11 protein-coding genes are annotated in these 16,464 nt (G+C 43.4%); 7 read left to right on the top strand and 4 right to left on the bottom strand.

Going from position 1 to position 16,464, the window contains the following annotated elements; all coding sequences use genetic code 11:
* Positions 1–94 precede the first annotated feature (94 nt).
* Together AC3IRT_RS16385 and AC3IRT_RS16380 are read left to right on the top strand one after the other, a co-directional pair.
* A complete protein-coding gene (locus AC3IRT_RS16385) occupies positions 95–1,702 on the top strand; it encodes a M20/M25/M40 family metallo-hydrolase (protein ID WP_489394278.1) in 1,608 nt (535 codons plus the stop codon).
* 283 nt (positions 1,703–1,985) lie between these two features.
* Complete coding sequence (locus AC3IRT_RS16380) at positions 1,986–4,106, top strand: carboxy terminal-processing peptidase (RefSeq protein WP_489394277.1); 2,121 nt, start codon at positions 1,986–1,988, stop codon at positions 4,104–4,106.
* A gap of 359 nt (positions 4,107–4,465) precedes the next feature.
* On the opposite strand, the gene AC3IRT_RS16375 is transcribed toward AC3IRT_RS16380, so the two are convergent.
* The gene (locus AC3IRT_RS16375; protein WP_489394276.1) at positions 4,466–5,551 is read right to left on the bottom strand and encodes a tetratricopeptide repeat protein; all 1,086 of its coding nucleotides are present in this window, start codon (positions 5,549–5,551) and stop codon (positions 4,466–4,468) included.
* Between the two features lie 129 nt (positions 5,552–5,680).
* Between AC3IRT_RS16375 and AC3IRT_RS16370 the strand changes: the two genes are divergently transcribed.
* A complete protein-coding gene (locus AC3IRT_RS16370) occupies positions 5,681–6,961 on the top strand; it encodes a replication-associated recombination protein A (protein WP_489394275.1) in 1,281 nt (426 codons plus the stop codon).
* Positions 6,962–6,966: 5 nt separating this feature from the next.
* On the opposite strand, the gene AC3IRT_RS16365 is transcribed toward AC3IRT_RS16370, so the two are convergent.
* Positions 6,967–7,881: a nucleotidyltransferase family protein gene (locus AC3IRT_RS16365; RefSeq protein WP_489394274.1), complete on the bottom strand. Its 915-nt coding sequence runs from the start codon at positions 7,879–7,881 to the stop codon at positions 6,967–6,969.
* Positions 7,882–8,119: 238 nt separating this feature from the next.
* Here AC3IRT_RS16365 and AC3IRT_RS16360 point away from each other — a divergent pair, with 238 nt between their 5' ends.
* On the top strand, positions 8,120–8,767 hold the full coding sequence (locus AC3IRT_RS16360; protein WP_489394273.1) for a carbonic anhydrase: 648 nt from the start codon (positions 8,120–8,122) through the stop codon (positions 8,765–8,767).
* 50 nt (positions 8,768–8,817) lie between these two features.
* Here the strand turns inward: AC3IRT_RS16360 and AC3IRT_RS16355 are convergent, their stop codons facing one another.
* Complete coding sequence (locus AC3IRT_RS16355) at positions 8,818–10,074, bottom strand: hypothetical protein (RefSeq protein WP_489394272.1); 1,257 nt, start codon at positions 10,072–10,074, stop codon at positions 8,818–8,820.
* A 140-nt stretch (positions 10,075–10,214) separates the two neighbouring features.
* Here AC3IRT_RS16355 and AC3IRT_RS16350 point away from each other — a divergent pair, with 140 nt between their 5' ends.
* Complete coding sequence (locus AC3IRT_RS16350; protein WP_489394271.1) at positions 10,215–11,885, top strand: glutamine--tRNA ligase/YqeY domain fusion protein; 1,671 nt, start codon at positions 10,215–10,217, stop codon at positions 11,883–11,885.
* Between the two features lie 39 nt (positions 11,886–11,924).
* Here AC3IRT_RS16350 and AC3IRT_RS16345 read toward each other — a convergent pair whose 3' ends face one another.
* The gene (locus AC3IRT_RS16345) at positions 11,925–14,933 is read right to left on the bottom strand and encodes a glycosyltransferase family 117 protein (RefSeq protein WP_489394270.1); all 3,009 of its coding nucleotides are present in this window, start codon (positions 14,931–14,933) and stop codon (positions 11,925–11,927) included.
* 114 nt (positions 14,934–15,047) lie between these two features.
* Here AC3IRT_RS16345 and AC3IRT_RS16340 point away from each other — a divergent pair, with 114 nt between their 5' ends.
* Both AC3IRT_RS16340 and AC3IRT_RS16335 read left to right on the top strand, forming a co-directional pair.
* On the top strand, positions 15,048–15,182 hold the full coding sequence (locus tag AC3IRT_RS16340) for a hypothetical protein (protein WP_489394269.1): 135 nt from the start codon (positions 15,048–15,050) through the stop codon (positions 15,180–15,182).
* A 68-nt stretch (positions 15,183–15,250) separates the two neighbouring features.
* Positions 15,251–16,270 (top strand): thioredoxin-like domain-containing protein, encoded by a 1,020-nt coding sequence (locus tag AC3IRT_RS16335; RefSeq protein WP_489394268.1) that lies wholly within the window; start codon positions 15,251–15,253, stop codon positions 16,268–16,270.
* Positions 16,271–16,464: the final 194 nt, after the last annotated feature.

Genomic DNA, 16,464 nt, shown 5'->3' with positions numbered 1-16,464 from the left:
AATGACCTAATTGTGGTCACTATTTCCGAATTTTAGAACGAACTCATGAATAAAAACATGAGTTCGTTTCTTTTTAACCTTTAACATCACTATTATGAAGATCCTTCTGAGGTCAAAATTTAGAAAAAACACTACCTACGCACTATTCGGAGCGCTATGTATTGCAAGTATTTCTACAAGTCATGCGCAACGGGGTCGCGTACAGACAGAATCAACGATTACGGATCCGATTATTCAGCAGATTGTTAATGAGGCTAATCAAAATTCACAAATAGAAGATTTAGCATTCGAGCTGTTGGATGTGGTAGGGCCACGTCTCGTCGGTACGCCTCAGATGACGAAGGCGAACGACTGGACGGTTGAAAAATTTAAAAGCTGGGGAATAAAGGCTGAAAAACAACAATTTGGCGAATGGCATGGTTGGGAACGTGGCATATCGCATATCGATATGGTGCATCCACGCGTCAAAACTTTGGCAGGAACACAATTAGCGTGGAGCCCAAGTACGAATGGAAAAGCCGTCGAAGCAGAGGTTATTACGATGCCTCAGTGGAAAGATTCGCTGGATTTTAGGAAATGGTTGCCTGCGGTGAAAGGCAAATATGTCATGATATCGCAGCCGCAGCCAACTGGCCGTCCAGATTATAACTGGGCAGAGTATGGCACGCCAGAGTCCATCGCCAAGATGAAATCACAACGCGATTCCCTAACCATGGTTTGGAATGCTAATGTAGCTAAGACTGGTTTCTCTGCTAATTCTTTGCCCTCGATCTTAGAAGAAGCCGGCGCAGCAGGTATCTTGACTAGTTTCTGGTCGTTGGAATTTGGTGCGAATAAGATTTTTGGTTCTCGTTCCAAGATAGTGCCTTCCTTGGATATTTCATTAGAAGATTATGGCATCCTACACCGACTCGCAGAGCGTGGGCACAAACCACGAATAAAGGTCGAAACGGCTTCTAAATCTTTAGGAGTTGTACCTTCTTTCAACACCATTGCAGAAATCAAGGGCACAGAGTTTCCAGATGAATATGTGATTCTTTCGGCGCATTTGGATTCGTGGGAAGGTGGTTCTGGCGCGACAGATAATGGTACAGGTACCGTTACGATGATGGAAGTAGCTCGCGTATTAAAGAAAATTTTGCCGAATCCTAAGCGTACAATCTTGATTGGATTGTGGGGTAGCGAAGAGCAAGGCCTGAATGGTTCTCGCGCATTCGTGATCGATAATCCAGAAATCGTCGAAAAAACCCAAGCGGTATTTAATTTGGATAATGGTACCGGTCGCGTGGTGAATATCGACGGATCTGGCTTTGTCCACTCGTACGATTACCTTGGTCGTTGGTTATCTGCTGTGCCAAATACGATTACGAAAGAGATCAAAACTACATTTCCGGGTAATCCTGGTGGTGGCGGTTCAGATCATGCATCCTTTGTGGCTGCGGGTGTTCCGGCTTTCATGTTGAGCTCGCTTTCTTGGGGTTATTTTAGTATTACGTGGCATACGAATTTGGATACCTATGATAAGTTGGTGTTTGATGATTTGCGAAGCAATGTCATTCTAACGGCGACAATGGCTTACAAAGCGTCTGAAGAACCAGAATTGGTGAATCGCGAGCAGCGTGTTATGCCAGCAGGACGTAATGGACAGCCAAATCCTTGGCCGGCCATTCGCCAGCCAAGACGTACGGGAGTAGGTTATTAATGCTGCAAGAGGTTCGCAAACATTTTGCTAAGGAGGCTGTTCAGCATAAGGAACAGCCTTTTTTAGTGCAAGATCATATTGGCTGCACTTGATAGTGTAGCGTTAAGCTGGTTTCCATTCGTTAATAAATCTTAAAAAGGAATTACTTGGTCGATAATTCTTTAAATTTACAGGCTAATCTATCTACACATCGCAAAATGTTTACTATCTTGGTGAAGCGGAAAGCATGCAATAGATCCGGATTTTAATTCTTAGAATGATACATTTAAATCAGACAATATATATGTTTAAACAGTTGTTAGTTTCGTTGGTGTTAGTGTCGGTGTTGGCCTGTGGATCGAAACCTAGAGTTAGTCTGAATCAAGAAGAAACCTTAAAGCCGTCGGCGCAACATGAGGTTATTGCCAAAGAGGTTGCCAACATTTTGGAAAACATCAGCTATAAGAAAGTGGCGATGGGCGATTCGCTGTCCAATATCGTGTACGACAATTTGTTGAACAGTGTGGATATGGGCAAGGTGTACTTGCTACAATCCGATATAGATGATTTTGAGCAGTTTCGCACCTCCATCAGTCAGGATTTTAAAGATGGAGATCTATCTGCTCCCTTCTACATGTTTAACCAGTATGCAAAACGCTACATCGAGAGCATGGAATATGCTTTGTCTCAAGTAGATGCAGAGCATGACTTTGCGGTAGAAGAGGATTATATCAACAACCGAGAGAAATTGGGTTGGTTCAAAACACAGGATGAAGTAAATGACCAGTGGCGCAAACGCGTAAAGTACGATTTATTGAACTTGAAGCTGATCGGTAGTGATACCACCAGCATGGAAAAGCATAAAGAAGTATTGCGTTCTCGCTACAAAAACTTGATCTCGCAAGCTAAAAAAATTGATTCTAACGAAGTGTTTCAAGTGGTGATGGGCTCGCTTACCGATGCGGTAGATCCACATACTACGTACTACAATCCTTTCTTTGCTCAAGCATTCAACGAAAGCATGTCCAACACGTTGGAAGGTATTGGCGCGCAGCTGATGATGGAAAATGAAACGGTTAAGATTACGGACATTATCGCTGGTGGACCTGCTTTTAAAGACAAACGTCTGAAAATAAACGACCGCATTATCGGCGTAGCACAAGGCGATGGCGACTTTGAAGATATTATAGGATGGCGATTGGATGCTGCGGTATCCAAGATCAAAGGTCCGAAAGGAACGGTGGTTCGCCTTCGTGTAATTCCAGCTGGGCAAGATTTGACGGCGCAGCCAAAGATCGTGGAGCTAACACGTGATAAAATCGTATTGGCCGAGGGTTCTGCCAAATATGAGATCAAAGATGTGAAAGGCGATGATGGTGTGAATTACAAAGTAGGCGTAATCAGCTTGCCGAAATTCTACATTGACTTTGATGCCTTACGTCGTCGTGATCCAAACTATAAGAGCGCAACGCGTGATATTCGCTACATCTTAGATACACTGAAACAAAAAGATGTACAGGCCGTTGTGTTGGATTTGAGAAACAATGGTGGTGGATCTTTACAGGAAGCTATTGAGTTGACTGGTTTATTTATCGATCAAGGACCTGTGGTACAAGTAAAAGATGTGCGGAATCGCGTCGAGATTAATAGCGATCGCGAACCGGGCGTTTCTTGGGATGGTCCACTGGGTGTGATGGTGAATCGGTTTTCGGCTTCGGCCTCGGAGATCTTTGCTGGAGCGATTCAGGATTACGGTCGCGGTGTAATCTTGGGTTCAACTACCTTTGGTAAAGGTACGGTACAGTCGGCATTGGATATGTCACGCTTTATCAGCACGACAAGTCGTCTATTGCTCAAAGCATCAGATGCGAGCGAGAGCAATAAAAATGAAAACATTCCGGCAGGTGCACCAGAGTTTGGTCAAATCAATGTGACTATGGGTATGTACTACCGCGTGAGTGGAAGCAGCACGCAGCATCGTGGTGTAGAAGCGGATGTATCATTCCCTTCTCAGTTTTCTGCCGATAAATTTGGCGAAAGCTCGGAACCGGCAGCATTACCTTGGGATTCTATCAAAGCAGCGCCGTTCAAGCCGGTAGCAGATTTGAATACCATCAATAAATCATTGAATGAAAAACACCAAAAGCGGATAGAGAAATCGCCTGCTTATGGTTTCTTATTGGAAGATATCAAAAAGTTCAACGAGGAGGATTCTATCCCGAAAGTGAGCTTGAATGAAACCAAATTAAAGGCTGAGCGAGACAAATTCAAAAAAGATAATCGTACACGCATCAACCAACAGCTAAAATACCTTGGTCTGCCATTGTGGGAAGAAGGAAAACCGCAGCCGCAGCATGAGTTCGACTTTATCTTAGATGAGAGTTTGACCGTGATGACGGATTATATCCGATTGAATAAGAAATAGTAATTTATTCCGAAAAGGATTTGGATTGATAGAAATGGTAGTGAGCAATAGCTTGCTGCCATTTTTTTGTTTGATAAGGATGGGAAATGTCGTTTTTGCGAGGAGGCACGACAATCGCCAAGGAAAGCTCCGTAGTACAGTAATCTTTCGAAAGGCAACGTTATTGCGAGGAAGCATAAGGCCGCCGAAGGTAGATCCGAAGGAAACCAATCTTAAAAACACACCTAATATGTATCTAGGCCGCTTTATAGTAGTTGCCATGCATAGTTTAAAGATTGCCACAGCCTCGTTCCTCGGCTTCGCAAAGGCGGAAGGAAATTTCGTCCTCGCGAGGAGGTACGACGCGGAGATCTAAAAACCTAAAAAAGTTGTTCGCGCAATTTCCAGTACTGCTTCAACTCCTCTTTAGCTTCTTTGAACTGAGATAAGGCAATATGCGCTTCCCCTTTTTTATCGTGGATAGCCAACTGAAGCAAAGGATCTTCTTCCTCCACGGCCAATTGCTCGGCTCTGGCAAATTCGACTAAAGCAACTTTATAATTTTTTTGCTCAAGCTTAGATGACGCGAGCATGTACTCGATCATTCCCAGCTCGCGGCGGAAGTTGCTAGCTGCGGCCAGATCACGCGCCTGAATTAAGAACCATTGCGCTTCCGTATGTTTGTCGTGCATTTGGTAAATAGTCGCTAGTAGCTGCCAAGCCAGTACTTTACTTTGCCGATCCTTGGCGCGATTGTATAATGGGATGGCTTTGCGAATGATCGAGTTTTCGGCCAGCTTATAATCTTTTAGATACGCTTGTACTAATGCGATTCTCGTCCAAGCGTGTGCTTGTTCTACCAAAGAACTGTTTCTACCCAACTTCGCCAGCAAGCGTTCTTGCAAAGCCGCTGCTTCGCTGTAATTGCGATTGTACAGATACACATCAGCCAGATTACGTTGCAAAGCCGAAAAATCGTCTTCTAGGATGCCGCCATTCTCCAAGTCTACTGCGCCGATAAGCAAACCGACGGTCTGCGGTAAATAATGTTTATTAAGCGATAGCCAAGCATATTCGTTCATCAAAGCTGCTGCAAGTGCCGTGTTGCCCAACGAAGTTTCCTGATTGATGGCCTTGTTCCATTCTTCGCTAGTAGTTGGAAGCTGCTGATAGTATTGCTGTACTAAATACCTTTTGCTGGTAAACCGAAATTCGGCCAACATATCCTGAAATTGCATAGCGCGCTCGATAGAGTCTTGAAAAAACTTTTTCTCGGCGTAATCATCGATTAAAATTTCATTTTCGGTGCGTGGAGGAGGCACGAAATAGACCTTTGGCCCAATTCCATCAAATGCGGGATTGTACTTTGGATTTGATTCTACTGCCGGCTTCGCCGATTGAGCCTGTGCTCCGAATAGGATGCAAAGCGAACCTATCGTGACAAATATCTTCTGTATGTGCTTCATCGTTCTAAGCTAAGATACAAAAGTATTGAGTAAGTTAATGTTCTTTTCACGAGAAACAGAAAACGGAATCTGGATGAAATCTATTAACTTAGGCAGGCGTAAGTAAGACTAAAAACACAGGAAGAGAAGATGGCAACGAAGATACCTTTAGCAGAGCGAATGCGACCCAAGAAACTTTCCGACTACATTGGGCAAAGTCATATTGTCGGCGAAGGAGCGGTGCTTTACAACGCAATTCATCAAAAAAATATCCCTTCCATGATTTTGTGGGGGCCTCCGGGTGTGGGCAAAACTACTTTAGCGCTGTTGTTTGCGAAAGAAATTGACCGACCATTTTTTAGTCTAAGTGCTATCCAAGCTGGTGTAAAAGAGGTGCGCGAGGTCATCGAAAAAGCGCGTCAGCTTTTCCAATTCAACCAAGAGCAACCCATCTTGTTTATCGATGAGATCCATCGTTTTTCCAAATCTCAACAAGACTCTTTGTTAGGCGCTGTGGAGAAAGGTTTGGTTACCTTGATTGGCGCGACTACCGAAAATCCCTCCTTTGAAGTCATCAGCGCACTCTTATCTCGCTGTCAGGTTTATGTGCTGGAATCGCTTTCAGAAGAGCAATTGGTTTCTATTATCCAACATGCACTTACCTCCGACGAGACACTGCGCGAGCAACAGTTGGAGATCAAAGAATACGAAGCCTTATTGCGCTTGTCGGGCGGAGATGCGCGCCGTTTGCTGAATGTGTTGGAATTGGTTGCGCAGGCCGCGCATCAGCAAAAGGCAGTTATTGACAATGATTTTGTGCTGAAGCAGGTGCAGCAAAATATGGCGCGTTATGATAAGACGGGTGAGCAGCACTACGATATCATTTCTGCTTTTATCAAATCTATTCGCGGGAGCGATCCGAATGCGGCGGTATATTGGCTGGCGCGAATGATTGCCGGAGGCGAAGACCCTAAATTTATTGCAAGGCGCTTGTTGATTTTGGCTTCCGAAGATATTGGTAATGCCAATCCGAATGCCTTGTTGTTGGCCAATAATTGTTTTCAGGCCGTCAATGTGATTGGTTGGCCGGAGTCCAGAATCATCTTATCTCAAACGGTGACTTATCTGGCAAGTTCTGCGAAGAGCAATGCATCGTACGAAGCGATTAATCAAGCGCAGGCTTTAGTAAAGCGCACAGGCGATTTATCTGTGCCGCTTCATCTGCGAAATGCGCCTACCAAACTGATGAAAGAATTGGATTACGGAACGGAATATCAATATGCGCACGCATTTCCGGGCAATTTTGTAGATCAAGAATTTATGCCGAATGAGTTGTCGGGAACCAAGTTATATGACCCCGGCCACAATGCGGCCGAGGATAAAGTAAGGCATTCGCTGCGCGAAAAGTGGAACAGTAAATATAAATACTAATCCGCTTAGAATAACTTGGCGGGGTATGTGCCGTTTTTGATCAATTCGGAAATGCTTTCCTGTACGATCGGCTTGTCTTCTTTGTACGTCACGCCAAACCATTTGGATGAGGTCGGAATCACTTTAAAATCGGCTAGGTCGTTTTTCACCATATAATCTGGGATCGTCGGGATAAAAAACTCAGACTTTGGATTGTCTGCATTTTGCGCGACAAAATCTGGGAATAAGTCCTGAAGCACGGTGAAGATATGTGGCGTGAAGCCCCAGAAATTCATCGATACGCGCGTGTCGAATGGAAGTTCGTGCTGTACGCCTGCGTCTTCGAATACAATCTTAGTCTTATCATCCTCGCCCTTCACGTAAAAAATATTGGTACGCTCCGTGACCGATTGCATATTGCCTTCGGCATCCACTTCACACACACCGCGAGAAACGTAGCCATAATCAGACATGGTATTTCCTAACTGGAAACCCATCAATGCCATGTTGCTGTCCGAAACGTCCTTCGTCAGGAATTGCGCCATTTTATCAAATGCATCAAAACCATAAAAATCATCCGCGTTGATCACACAGAAGTTTTCTTGGACTTGATCCTTGGCCGACATCACGGCGTGAGCCGTACCCCAAGGTTTTGTACGATCAATGTCGCGATCAATGCCGAAACGGCGAAGGTCAAAATTTTGAAAAGCATAAGCCACCTCGATTTTGCCTTGCAGCTTTTCATCAAACGTGTTGCGCATGACCTCTTCGAACTCCTCGCGGATCACGAATACAACTTTCCTGAAACCTGCTCGAATGGCGTCATATATAGAATAATCTATGATCGTTTCTCTATGCGGCCCAAAGCCGTCGACCTGTTTTAGTGATCCATATCGGCTAGCCATTCCTGCTGCAAGTACTACTAGTGTAGGTTTGTTCATGAGGTGTTTCTATTATTTTGATAACTTCATCTTCAAGTGAAGTGCCAAAGATAAAACAATATCACGTGGGATATAAATTTTGTTAATTTTGTTTAAGACAGCCATCTACTCTTATACTTGTACCATCTTTGGCGACAATTTTGCTAGATAATGTGCTGTGGAGAGGCAGGTGAATCTGTCTGGTGAAGCAAGGAGTGATAATCAACATAAAATACAGATATCAATAAAATCAAATATTATGGTAAATCAAGCTTTAGAGAAAAGCTTCAATGAAATTTTGCAAGGAAATAAGGACTGGGTAGATTTTGTAAGCAAAGATGAATCAGGTCGATTCCAGCAATTAGCAAAAGGACAAAGTCCAGAGATTCTATGGATTGGCTGTGCAGATAGCCGCGTGCCTGCTAATGAAATCACTGGCCGCAAACCTGGTGAAGTATTCGTACATCGTAACATTGCGAACATGTGTGTGCACTCTGATATGAGTATGCTTTCGGTCTTAGACTATGCTGTAAACGTATTGAAAATTAAACATATTATCGTAGCCGGACACTATGGCTGTGGTGGTGTAGCAGCTTCGTTGAGCCGCAAACAATTCGGTATTATCGACAACTGGTTGTGCCATATCAAAGACGTATATCGTTTACACTCAGAAGAGATTGATAGCATTCAGGACGAAGAAAAACGGGTGGATCGCTTGGTAGAGCTCAATGTAAAAGAGCAGGTCTTTAACCTATGTACTACTTCCATCGTGCAAAATGCATGGAAAAATGGACAAGATTTAGCAGTGCACGGCATGGTGGTAAACATCGGAAGTGGTGCGTTGGTGGATCAAGAATGTACATTCGACTCTAACGATGATTTAGGTAACGTATTTGCCTATCAATAGGCTTTTCGTAGTCTAAGTATATAAGATAAAGCGGCCGATAGGCCGCTTTTTTATCGCCTAATTTCGCCGGTGTGCGTAACCGAAACTCGGTAAGGGTCGGCAAACTGATCTAATATCAGCGAAAACTCGCCCCGTGTAATAGGGCGATCAAGATCGTAGATCGTGTCGAATTGAAATTTATTAGTCCACTCTGCGGCAATTTGTCTATTGACCTCTTGCCCACGAATGCCCAAAAACTTAACTAACTCTATCGCATCTTTCCATAAGAGTTCATCGCCATTGCGATCCATAAACCAAAGTTGACTACGGGAATAAAGCTCATGGAGCACCGTTCTGATTTCAGCATAAAGCACCTCTTTTTGTGGCGCAAAGTGATTTTTTTCCAGAGGGAACAATCCAGTTAAATAGATTTTTTGCCAACTGGCGAAATGAGGATGTTCGCTGGCAACATCGATCGAAGGTAACAACCGACTTTTGTAAGTCAATAGCTCAGACTGTAATTTGCGTACGTCGATCTGGTCTGCACCAACCTCAAAAAATGCGGTATAACCTGCAGCTGCTCCGATGGCTTGTGCATAGTGCATGCGTAGCGGCACATTTTCAGCAGATGGTGCGAAAGGGCTTAATGATTGCAGGGAGAAGAAATTATTCTTTACAGGTGTAAGTAATTCAGCAGCCGTAAGTGTGTGTATCGAGTTGTGATCTTCACCAACGGCCAAAATAGTACGAGCACGTTGTAAATAGGATAAGTTGCTTGGCGTAGCTTCGCGGCGTCGCCAGCGATCCTGTTCTGGCACGATTCTGACTAGTTCTTGGTCTGTCGACGCATCCACAGCAGATCTAAAGGTATACCGTTTGCGATTGTTTAATTGCACATGCCAGCCTTTTTTGCCCAATGCGATCTTGTTGATCGAGGCATTTTCTACAACAGTTAATTGCGGTAGTTTTTGTACGAGTTGATTCGCCGCGACCCATAATTCATCACCGGAAATACGCTGTTTGGCTGCGGTGGCCACGCTGTCGTTAGGGCTTTTATGATCGGCCATCTCCATCAACAGCTTCATCCAGATGCCGCCATCCAAGCGGTGATTATTGGAAAGTTGCCAACTTTCCTCCGCATTTATCATGTCCTGCAGATTTCCATTCATCACCCAAAGCGTGGGAACATTGGATAGTGCGCCTTGCAATGCTGCCGCATAAGCTTCCACACCATTTCCATATACCAAAAGTGTCGGTCGGGGTTTGCGCTGGCCAAATAGTATTATGGGCAGAAAAAGAAAGGTCAGTACGAAAATTGGATACTTCATTCTAATTTTATGGATGAAAAATAAAGGTCACGATTAATCGGCATTTCTTCAAAATATACTGTTATTCTTGGGATAATCCCTGTACTGATTTCGTTTCATCACTATAGCAATTATACCGTGGAAATCCCTAAATTTGCAGCATGTTAGAGGAAGAAAAATCACTGAATTTTATTGAAGAAATTGTAGCCAAGGATTTGAGCGAAGGCAAAAATGATGGTCGTGTATTGACACGCTTTCCACCAGAGCCTAACGGTTATCTTCATATTGGCCACGCCAAATCGATCTGTTTAAACTTTTCTATAGCCAACAGATATAATGGACAGACCAATCTACGTTTTGATGACACCAATCCCGTTACCGAGGATGTGGAATATGTAGAGAGCATCAAACGTGATATTCAGTGGTTGGGTTTCCAATGGGCAAATGAATTGTACACTTCCGATTATTTCGATCAATTATACGAATTTGCGGTTGAGTTGATTCGTCAAGGATTGGCTTATGTAGATGATAGTACTGCCGAAGAAATTGCGGCAGCGAAAGGAACGCCAACAGAACCGGGCGTACCAACACCATACCGCGATCGTTCGATCGAGGAGAATTTGCAATTGTTTCAAGAAATGCGCAACGGCGTATATCCGGATGGTGCAAAAGTTTTGCGCGCTAAAATCGATTTGGCCAACTCAAACATGCACCTGCGTGATCCATTATTATATAGAATCAAGCATTCAAATCATCACCGCACGGGTGATAAGTGGAAGATCTATCCCATGTACGATTTTGCCCATGGACAGTCGGATGCGATTGAGAAAATCACCCATTCTATCTGTACATTAGAGTTTATTCCACATCGTCCACTGTACGATTGGTTGATTAATAAGTTAGAGGTTTTCCCATCTAAACAATACGAGTTTTCACGTCTGAACCTAAATTATACCGTCATGAGCAAGCGCAAGCTGCTGCAACTGGTAAACGAAGGTCTGGTAGAAAGTTGGGATGATCCGCGCATGCCAACCATATCTGGATTGCGTCGTCGTGGTTACACACCAGCGAGTATTCGCAACTTCTGCGAGCGCATCGGTGTGCAGAAACGGGAGAATATGATTGACGTAGGTTTGTTAGAATTCTGTATTCGCGAGGATCTAAATAAAACCGCTTGGAGACGTATGGCCGTGATCGATCCGATCAAATTGGTTATTACGAACTATCCTGAAGGAAAAGAAGAGATATTAGTCGGTGAGAATAATCCAGAAGTTGAAGGTGGAGAAGGCTCACGCGATATCCCATTCTCTCGTGAGTTGTGGATCGAGCGCGAAGACTTTATGGAAGATGCACCGAAGAAATTCTTTCGATTAGGTCCCGGTTTATCGGTTCGCCTAAAACATGCTTACATTGTAGAATGCCATGATTTCGTGAAAGACGAATCTGGGAAAGTAACAGAAGTACACGTAAACTATTTGCCGAATTCTAAATCTGGAGAAGATACTTCGGGTCTGAAAGTCAAAGGAACGATTCATTGGGTCTCCGTACCACATGCCAAAACGGTAGAAGTACGTTTATACGATCGTTTGTTCCAAGACGAAAATCCTGCTGCGGCAGAAGATTTTCGTGCATCGATCAACCCAGATAGTTTGCAAATTGTAGAACAAGCGTATGTAGAGCCTGATCTGGCGAATGCTGAACCGGGAAGAGGGTATCAATTTATCCGGATGGGATATTATACACTCGATACCAAATCTACGCCATCGCACCTAGTCTTTAACCGCACGGTAACGCTGCGTGATTCTTGGGCTAAGGAAGTGAAAAAAGGATAAGAATAATAAGAGCGGATCATCACGATCCGCTCTTATTATTTATTGTCCAAAAATCTGATGATATTTCTGATCTAGCGCTTGCACCTCGGCGAGTAAAGCTGGATATTTTTCTTCCTGCAGCATCTCGGTATACATCGCTAAAGTTGTCATCCCTAGCCGAATGTTGCGCACATCCAATTCTTGCTTATCGGCATACACCGCTGCTTTATAATCCATATCTGCGGCTAGAAACGCGAGGTTTTGCTGCAACATCGTATTTGCTTCGTCCGATTGTTTCGTTTTATACAAGGTATCGATCACCAAGGTATTTTGATACACTTGAGTGAGATTGTTTACCTGCAAAGGCCGTTCTTGGTAAGCAATGGCTGCTACGCGACCTGCTTTATCCAGTTCATCTTGCTGCCGCAATTCCTGTAAAGCCAAGTGCAGCACATCTGGATACAAGAAATTCTCATAGATATAGCGCGAGTCGGTGTCCAAATGAGCTAAACGATTCAGATTTCCCCATTGCAGTTTCTGCGTGATATTCTTGTACAGCGTATCCATATTGACTAAAGTAGGCTGCTCTACAGGTTGACCACGCTCTACCGGCATCAGCCGATTTACTAAGCCTTCTGATACCAAGTATTTGTTTAGTCCCATCGTATGTTCTTCTGGCATTCTGGAGAAGAAATAAACCGGACGTTCCCAATTATTATTCACCAACAAAGACATCAAGCCCAGCTCGGCGCGCGATACGTAATTTTTGTTGTAAGTCCATTCTAGCTTTTCTGGAATGCTATCTTCCCACGTTTTGGGAACAACTTGATGGGCGATCACTGCTTCTCTATCCACGTTTAGTTGAAAGTTTTTAGTGGGCAATACGTTCGCATACTTTCCATTTTGCAGCTTTACCTGATTGTTCGGATTGTCTGAAAGCATAATGTCTAGCAAGGTGCTGACATCGACATTTCCGTGGATCTGCATATCGACAAAATGCAATACTTCACGCACGCCCTTTGCGATTTTTTGCTGCTCAAAGTGTATCGGCAACGCTTTCAAATCGGCCTGATCCTGCATCAATTGTTCCAAATACCAATCTGATTGTAAGTAGCCAATATTGACGACGCGCACATCGCGACGTACCTGTTCTACTTCTTGCAAATACCATAATGGGAAAGTATCATTATCCGTATAAGTGAATAGAATGGCATTTGGGGCGCAAGATTCTAGATAATTGTACGCCATATGCTTCGCCATGGTGCGATCAGATCGATCGTGATCGTCCCAATTCTCTAAAATCAATAAGGTTGGTGCCGCCATCAAAGCGATCATGACGGCGGAGCCCGTTGCTAAACGCAGCGCCATGCGCTGGCGCAAAACTTCTGTAATGGCCAAAACGCCCATCCCAATCCAGATGGAAAACATATAAAATGAACCTGCATACGCGTAATCGCGTTCGCGTGGTTGCAATGGAGATTGATTGAGGTACAATACAATGGCGATGCCGGTAAAGAAGAACAGCAAGGCAATAACTAACGCATCGCGTTTACTTTTTCGGAAATGCCAGATCAGTCCTGCTATACCAATCAACAGCGGTAAAAAGAAATACGTATTGCGCGATGGATCTTTTGTAAAAATAGGATCCAGGGTTTGCTGGCCACCTAAACGCACATTATCAATCGCTTTGATGCCAGATAACCAATTCCCATTGAAGGAAGAAACTAATGGATTAGGCGTATCATTTTGTCTGCCGACAAAATTCCACATGAAATACCGCCAATACATGTGATTCAGTTGGTATCCTAAGAAGAAACTGAGATTGTTGGCTTGAGTAGGCGTTTGCCCGTCGCTCAAACCTAAATAGTTTTGATAGTATGCAGCATGTCGCTCACTCCACACGCGTGGAAACAACATTTCTTGATCGTAGACATAAGATTTGCTCGATGAAATTTCTGTGTATTTTGATGGATCTTTCCTGTAGAATGTTTGTTCGTTGACATCAATGGGATTCGCATTGAACGTAGGGCCTTTCAACAACGGTTCGGACGGATATTGCTCTCGCGTAATGTAGCCATATAAAGAAAATACATCGTCAGGATTGTTATTATTCAATGCAATTTCTGTTTGCGCCCGTATGGGCAAAAAAGTGTAGGAGCTGTAACCGAATAGTACAAAGCAGGTCGCTAGGATCGCAATATTCCAGATCGGTTTATTATGTTGATTGGTGATGACCAATCCGTATATCAAGCCAGCCAATAGGAGAAGTACGAAAAAGGCAATCCCACTAGCAAAAGGTAGATGGAAGCTATTCACAAAAGCAAGATCTACATACGCGGCAAGCTTCACGGTATATTGAATGATGCCCCAAAGAATAAACCCAAGTACACCTACACCGATCAGCAAGGTTTTTAAAACGCCTTTCCAATGTACTTTTGGCGATAGCTGATAATAAACCAATAAAGCGATGGCAGGAATGGTGAGCAGATTGAGCAAGTGTACACCGATCGATAAACCCATCACATAAGCGATCAGTAGCAGCCATCGGTTAGCATCGGGTTGATCGGCGCGATGCATCCATTTTACGGCTAACCACAGCACGACTGCGGTGCATAGCGAAGACATCGCATATACCTCAGACTCGACTGCGGAATACCAAAAAGTGTCGGTAAATGCATAAGCTAACGCGCCAATAGCGCCAGCGCTGATAATTTGCAAAAGTTGTGTGCCGTTTGGCTCGATGCCACGCTTAACTAACACTTTGCGCACCAATGCCGTAATAGTCCAACAAAGGAATACAATGGTAAAACCACTACATACGGCCGAGCCAACATTCATCCAAAATGCTACACGCGTCACATCGCCGCCGGCAAGATTGCTAAAGATATTTTGAATCATGAGGAAGAGCGGCGCACCGGGCTGATGTACAATCTGCAGCTTGTAAGCAGAAGCGATAAATTCGCCAGTATCCCACCAGCTCGTGGTACGATCTGCGGTGAGTATGTAAACTAGCGTAGCCAGTATGCCACATAGCCATCCCGTGAGGTTATTCCATTTGTTATAATTCATAATAAGGTAGTTTAACAGTGTTAAAATTAGGGAATTATTATTCTGTGAAATGGATGATTAACATAACTTAACAGACTTGCGTGAACAAGAAATAAATTCTAATTTACTACCGTTATGAAGAAGCCTATACTGGTTGTTAAATTTGGCTCTGCTGCGGTGACCGATCAGCAGGGTGAAGTAGATGAACGCGTCATTCTGGAGATTGCGCGATATTCATTCATTTTGAAAATAAGCATTAAATCATTATGAAACCTACCCTCATGAATTTTTTAAGAATAATATTAACATCCTGCCTGTTCTTATATGTTAATTTCACTATGTCGAAAACCACGGATAACTTCCATATCCACGGAGAAGCCGTTGGTGCTCCTGATGGCGTTACCGCTTATCTAGTAGATATTGGCTTTTTTTACAGGTTGGTAGGCAATAAAGTTATAGTCGATTCTTGCAAGATTGTTGATGGTCGATACCAATTTGTGGGTGAAGTTGATATTCCAAATTTTTACTCCATAGAAATACCGGACGTAACTGAAACCTATCGGATCTTTATTTTGGAACCAGGCAATATAGATATAAAAGGAAATGCGAAGGAGTTACATCTAAATTGGGTTAAATCGGAAGGAAACGAAAATAAAATCTACGGTGAGTTTTGGGACGTAGAGAAAATGGATTTCTCCTCGATTCTAAATTTTGTTCACAAATACCCAACATCTATCCTTGCTCTCAGAGCCTTGGATTGGTATATTCACACGGCAGATACTGACTGGGAAAACAAATATGCTGATTATACATCAGTGAAAAAATGCTTCGAATCTTTGTCCGAGAATGTCAGGAATTCCAAATACGGATTGATCGTTGCCCACAGAATTGATCTTTTGAACCCTGATTTTAAAGTCAATTTGCCCATCTTCGAGACGGTTGACTTTGATGGAAATCGTATCAGAACAGAAGAATTAAAAGGGAAGTATTTGATTCTAGATTTTTGGGCGACTTGGTGCGGTCCTTGTATAGAACAAATGCCCAAGTTGGTGGATATCAATAATAAGTATGCCAATCAACTCCGCGTGATATCTGTATCGCTAGATACAGATGTCGAGCTGTGTAAAAGCGTATCCAGTGATTTGGGGATGGTGTGGTCACAAGTCTGTGAGGGAGATGCTGTTCGAGGTCGCTTACCATTAGCATTCGACGTGAAAGCAGTCCCCAGAATTCTAGTTTTCGACACGGAATTAAGGATGGTTTACGATTCTGAAGCCGCTAATGAAAATATCGAACATTTCTTGTCAGGGCTCTTTGATGTAGAGCGAAAAGTAGGATTCTTGCAGAAGGAACATTAAGCGAAGGAGCACGGTTTATGAAATAACATCCTGCTAAATTTGAAACAGCGTAAGGTAAGAGAAACTATTGTTTAGCTGTTTTTTGCGATTACATTTCAAGAGTCAGCACTTCTCTAGTTGCTCTTTTCTTGACTCAATATATAATAGATGTTGGAACCACTCTTATTAATATCAATTGCATCGGCCAATGGAAT

The organism is Sphingobacterium sp. KH_072, from assembly GCF_057837975.1.
This window is presented reverse-complemented; position numbering and strand designations above follow the sequence as displayed.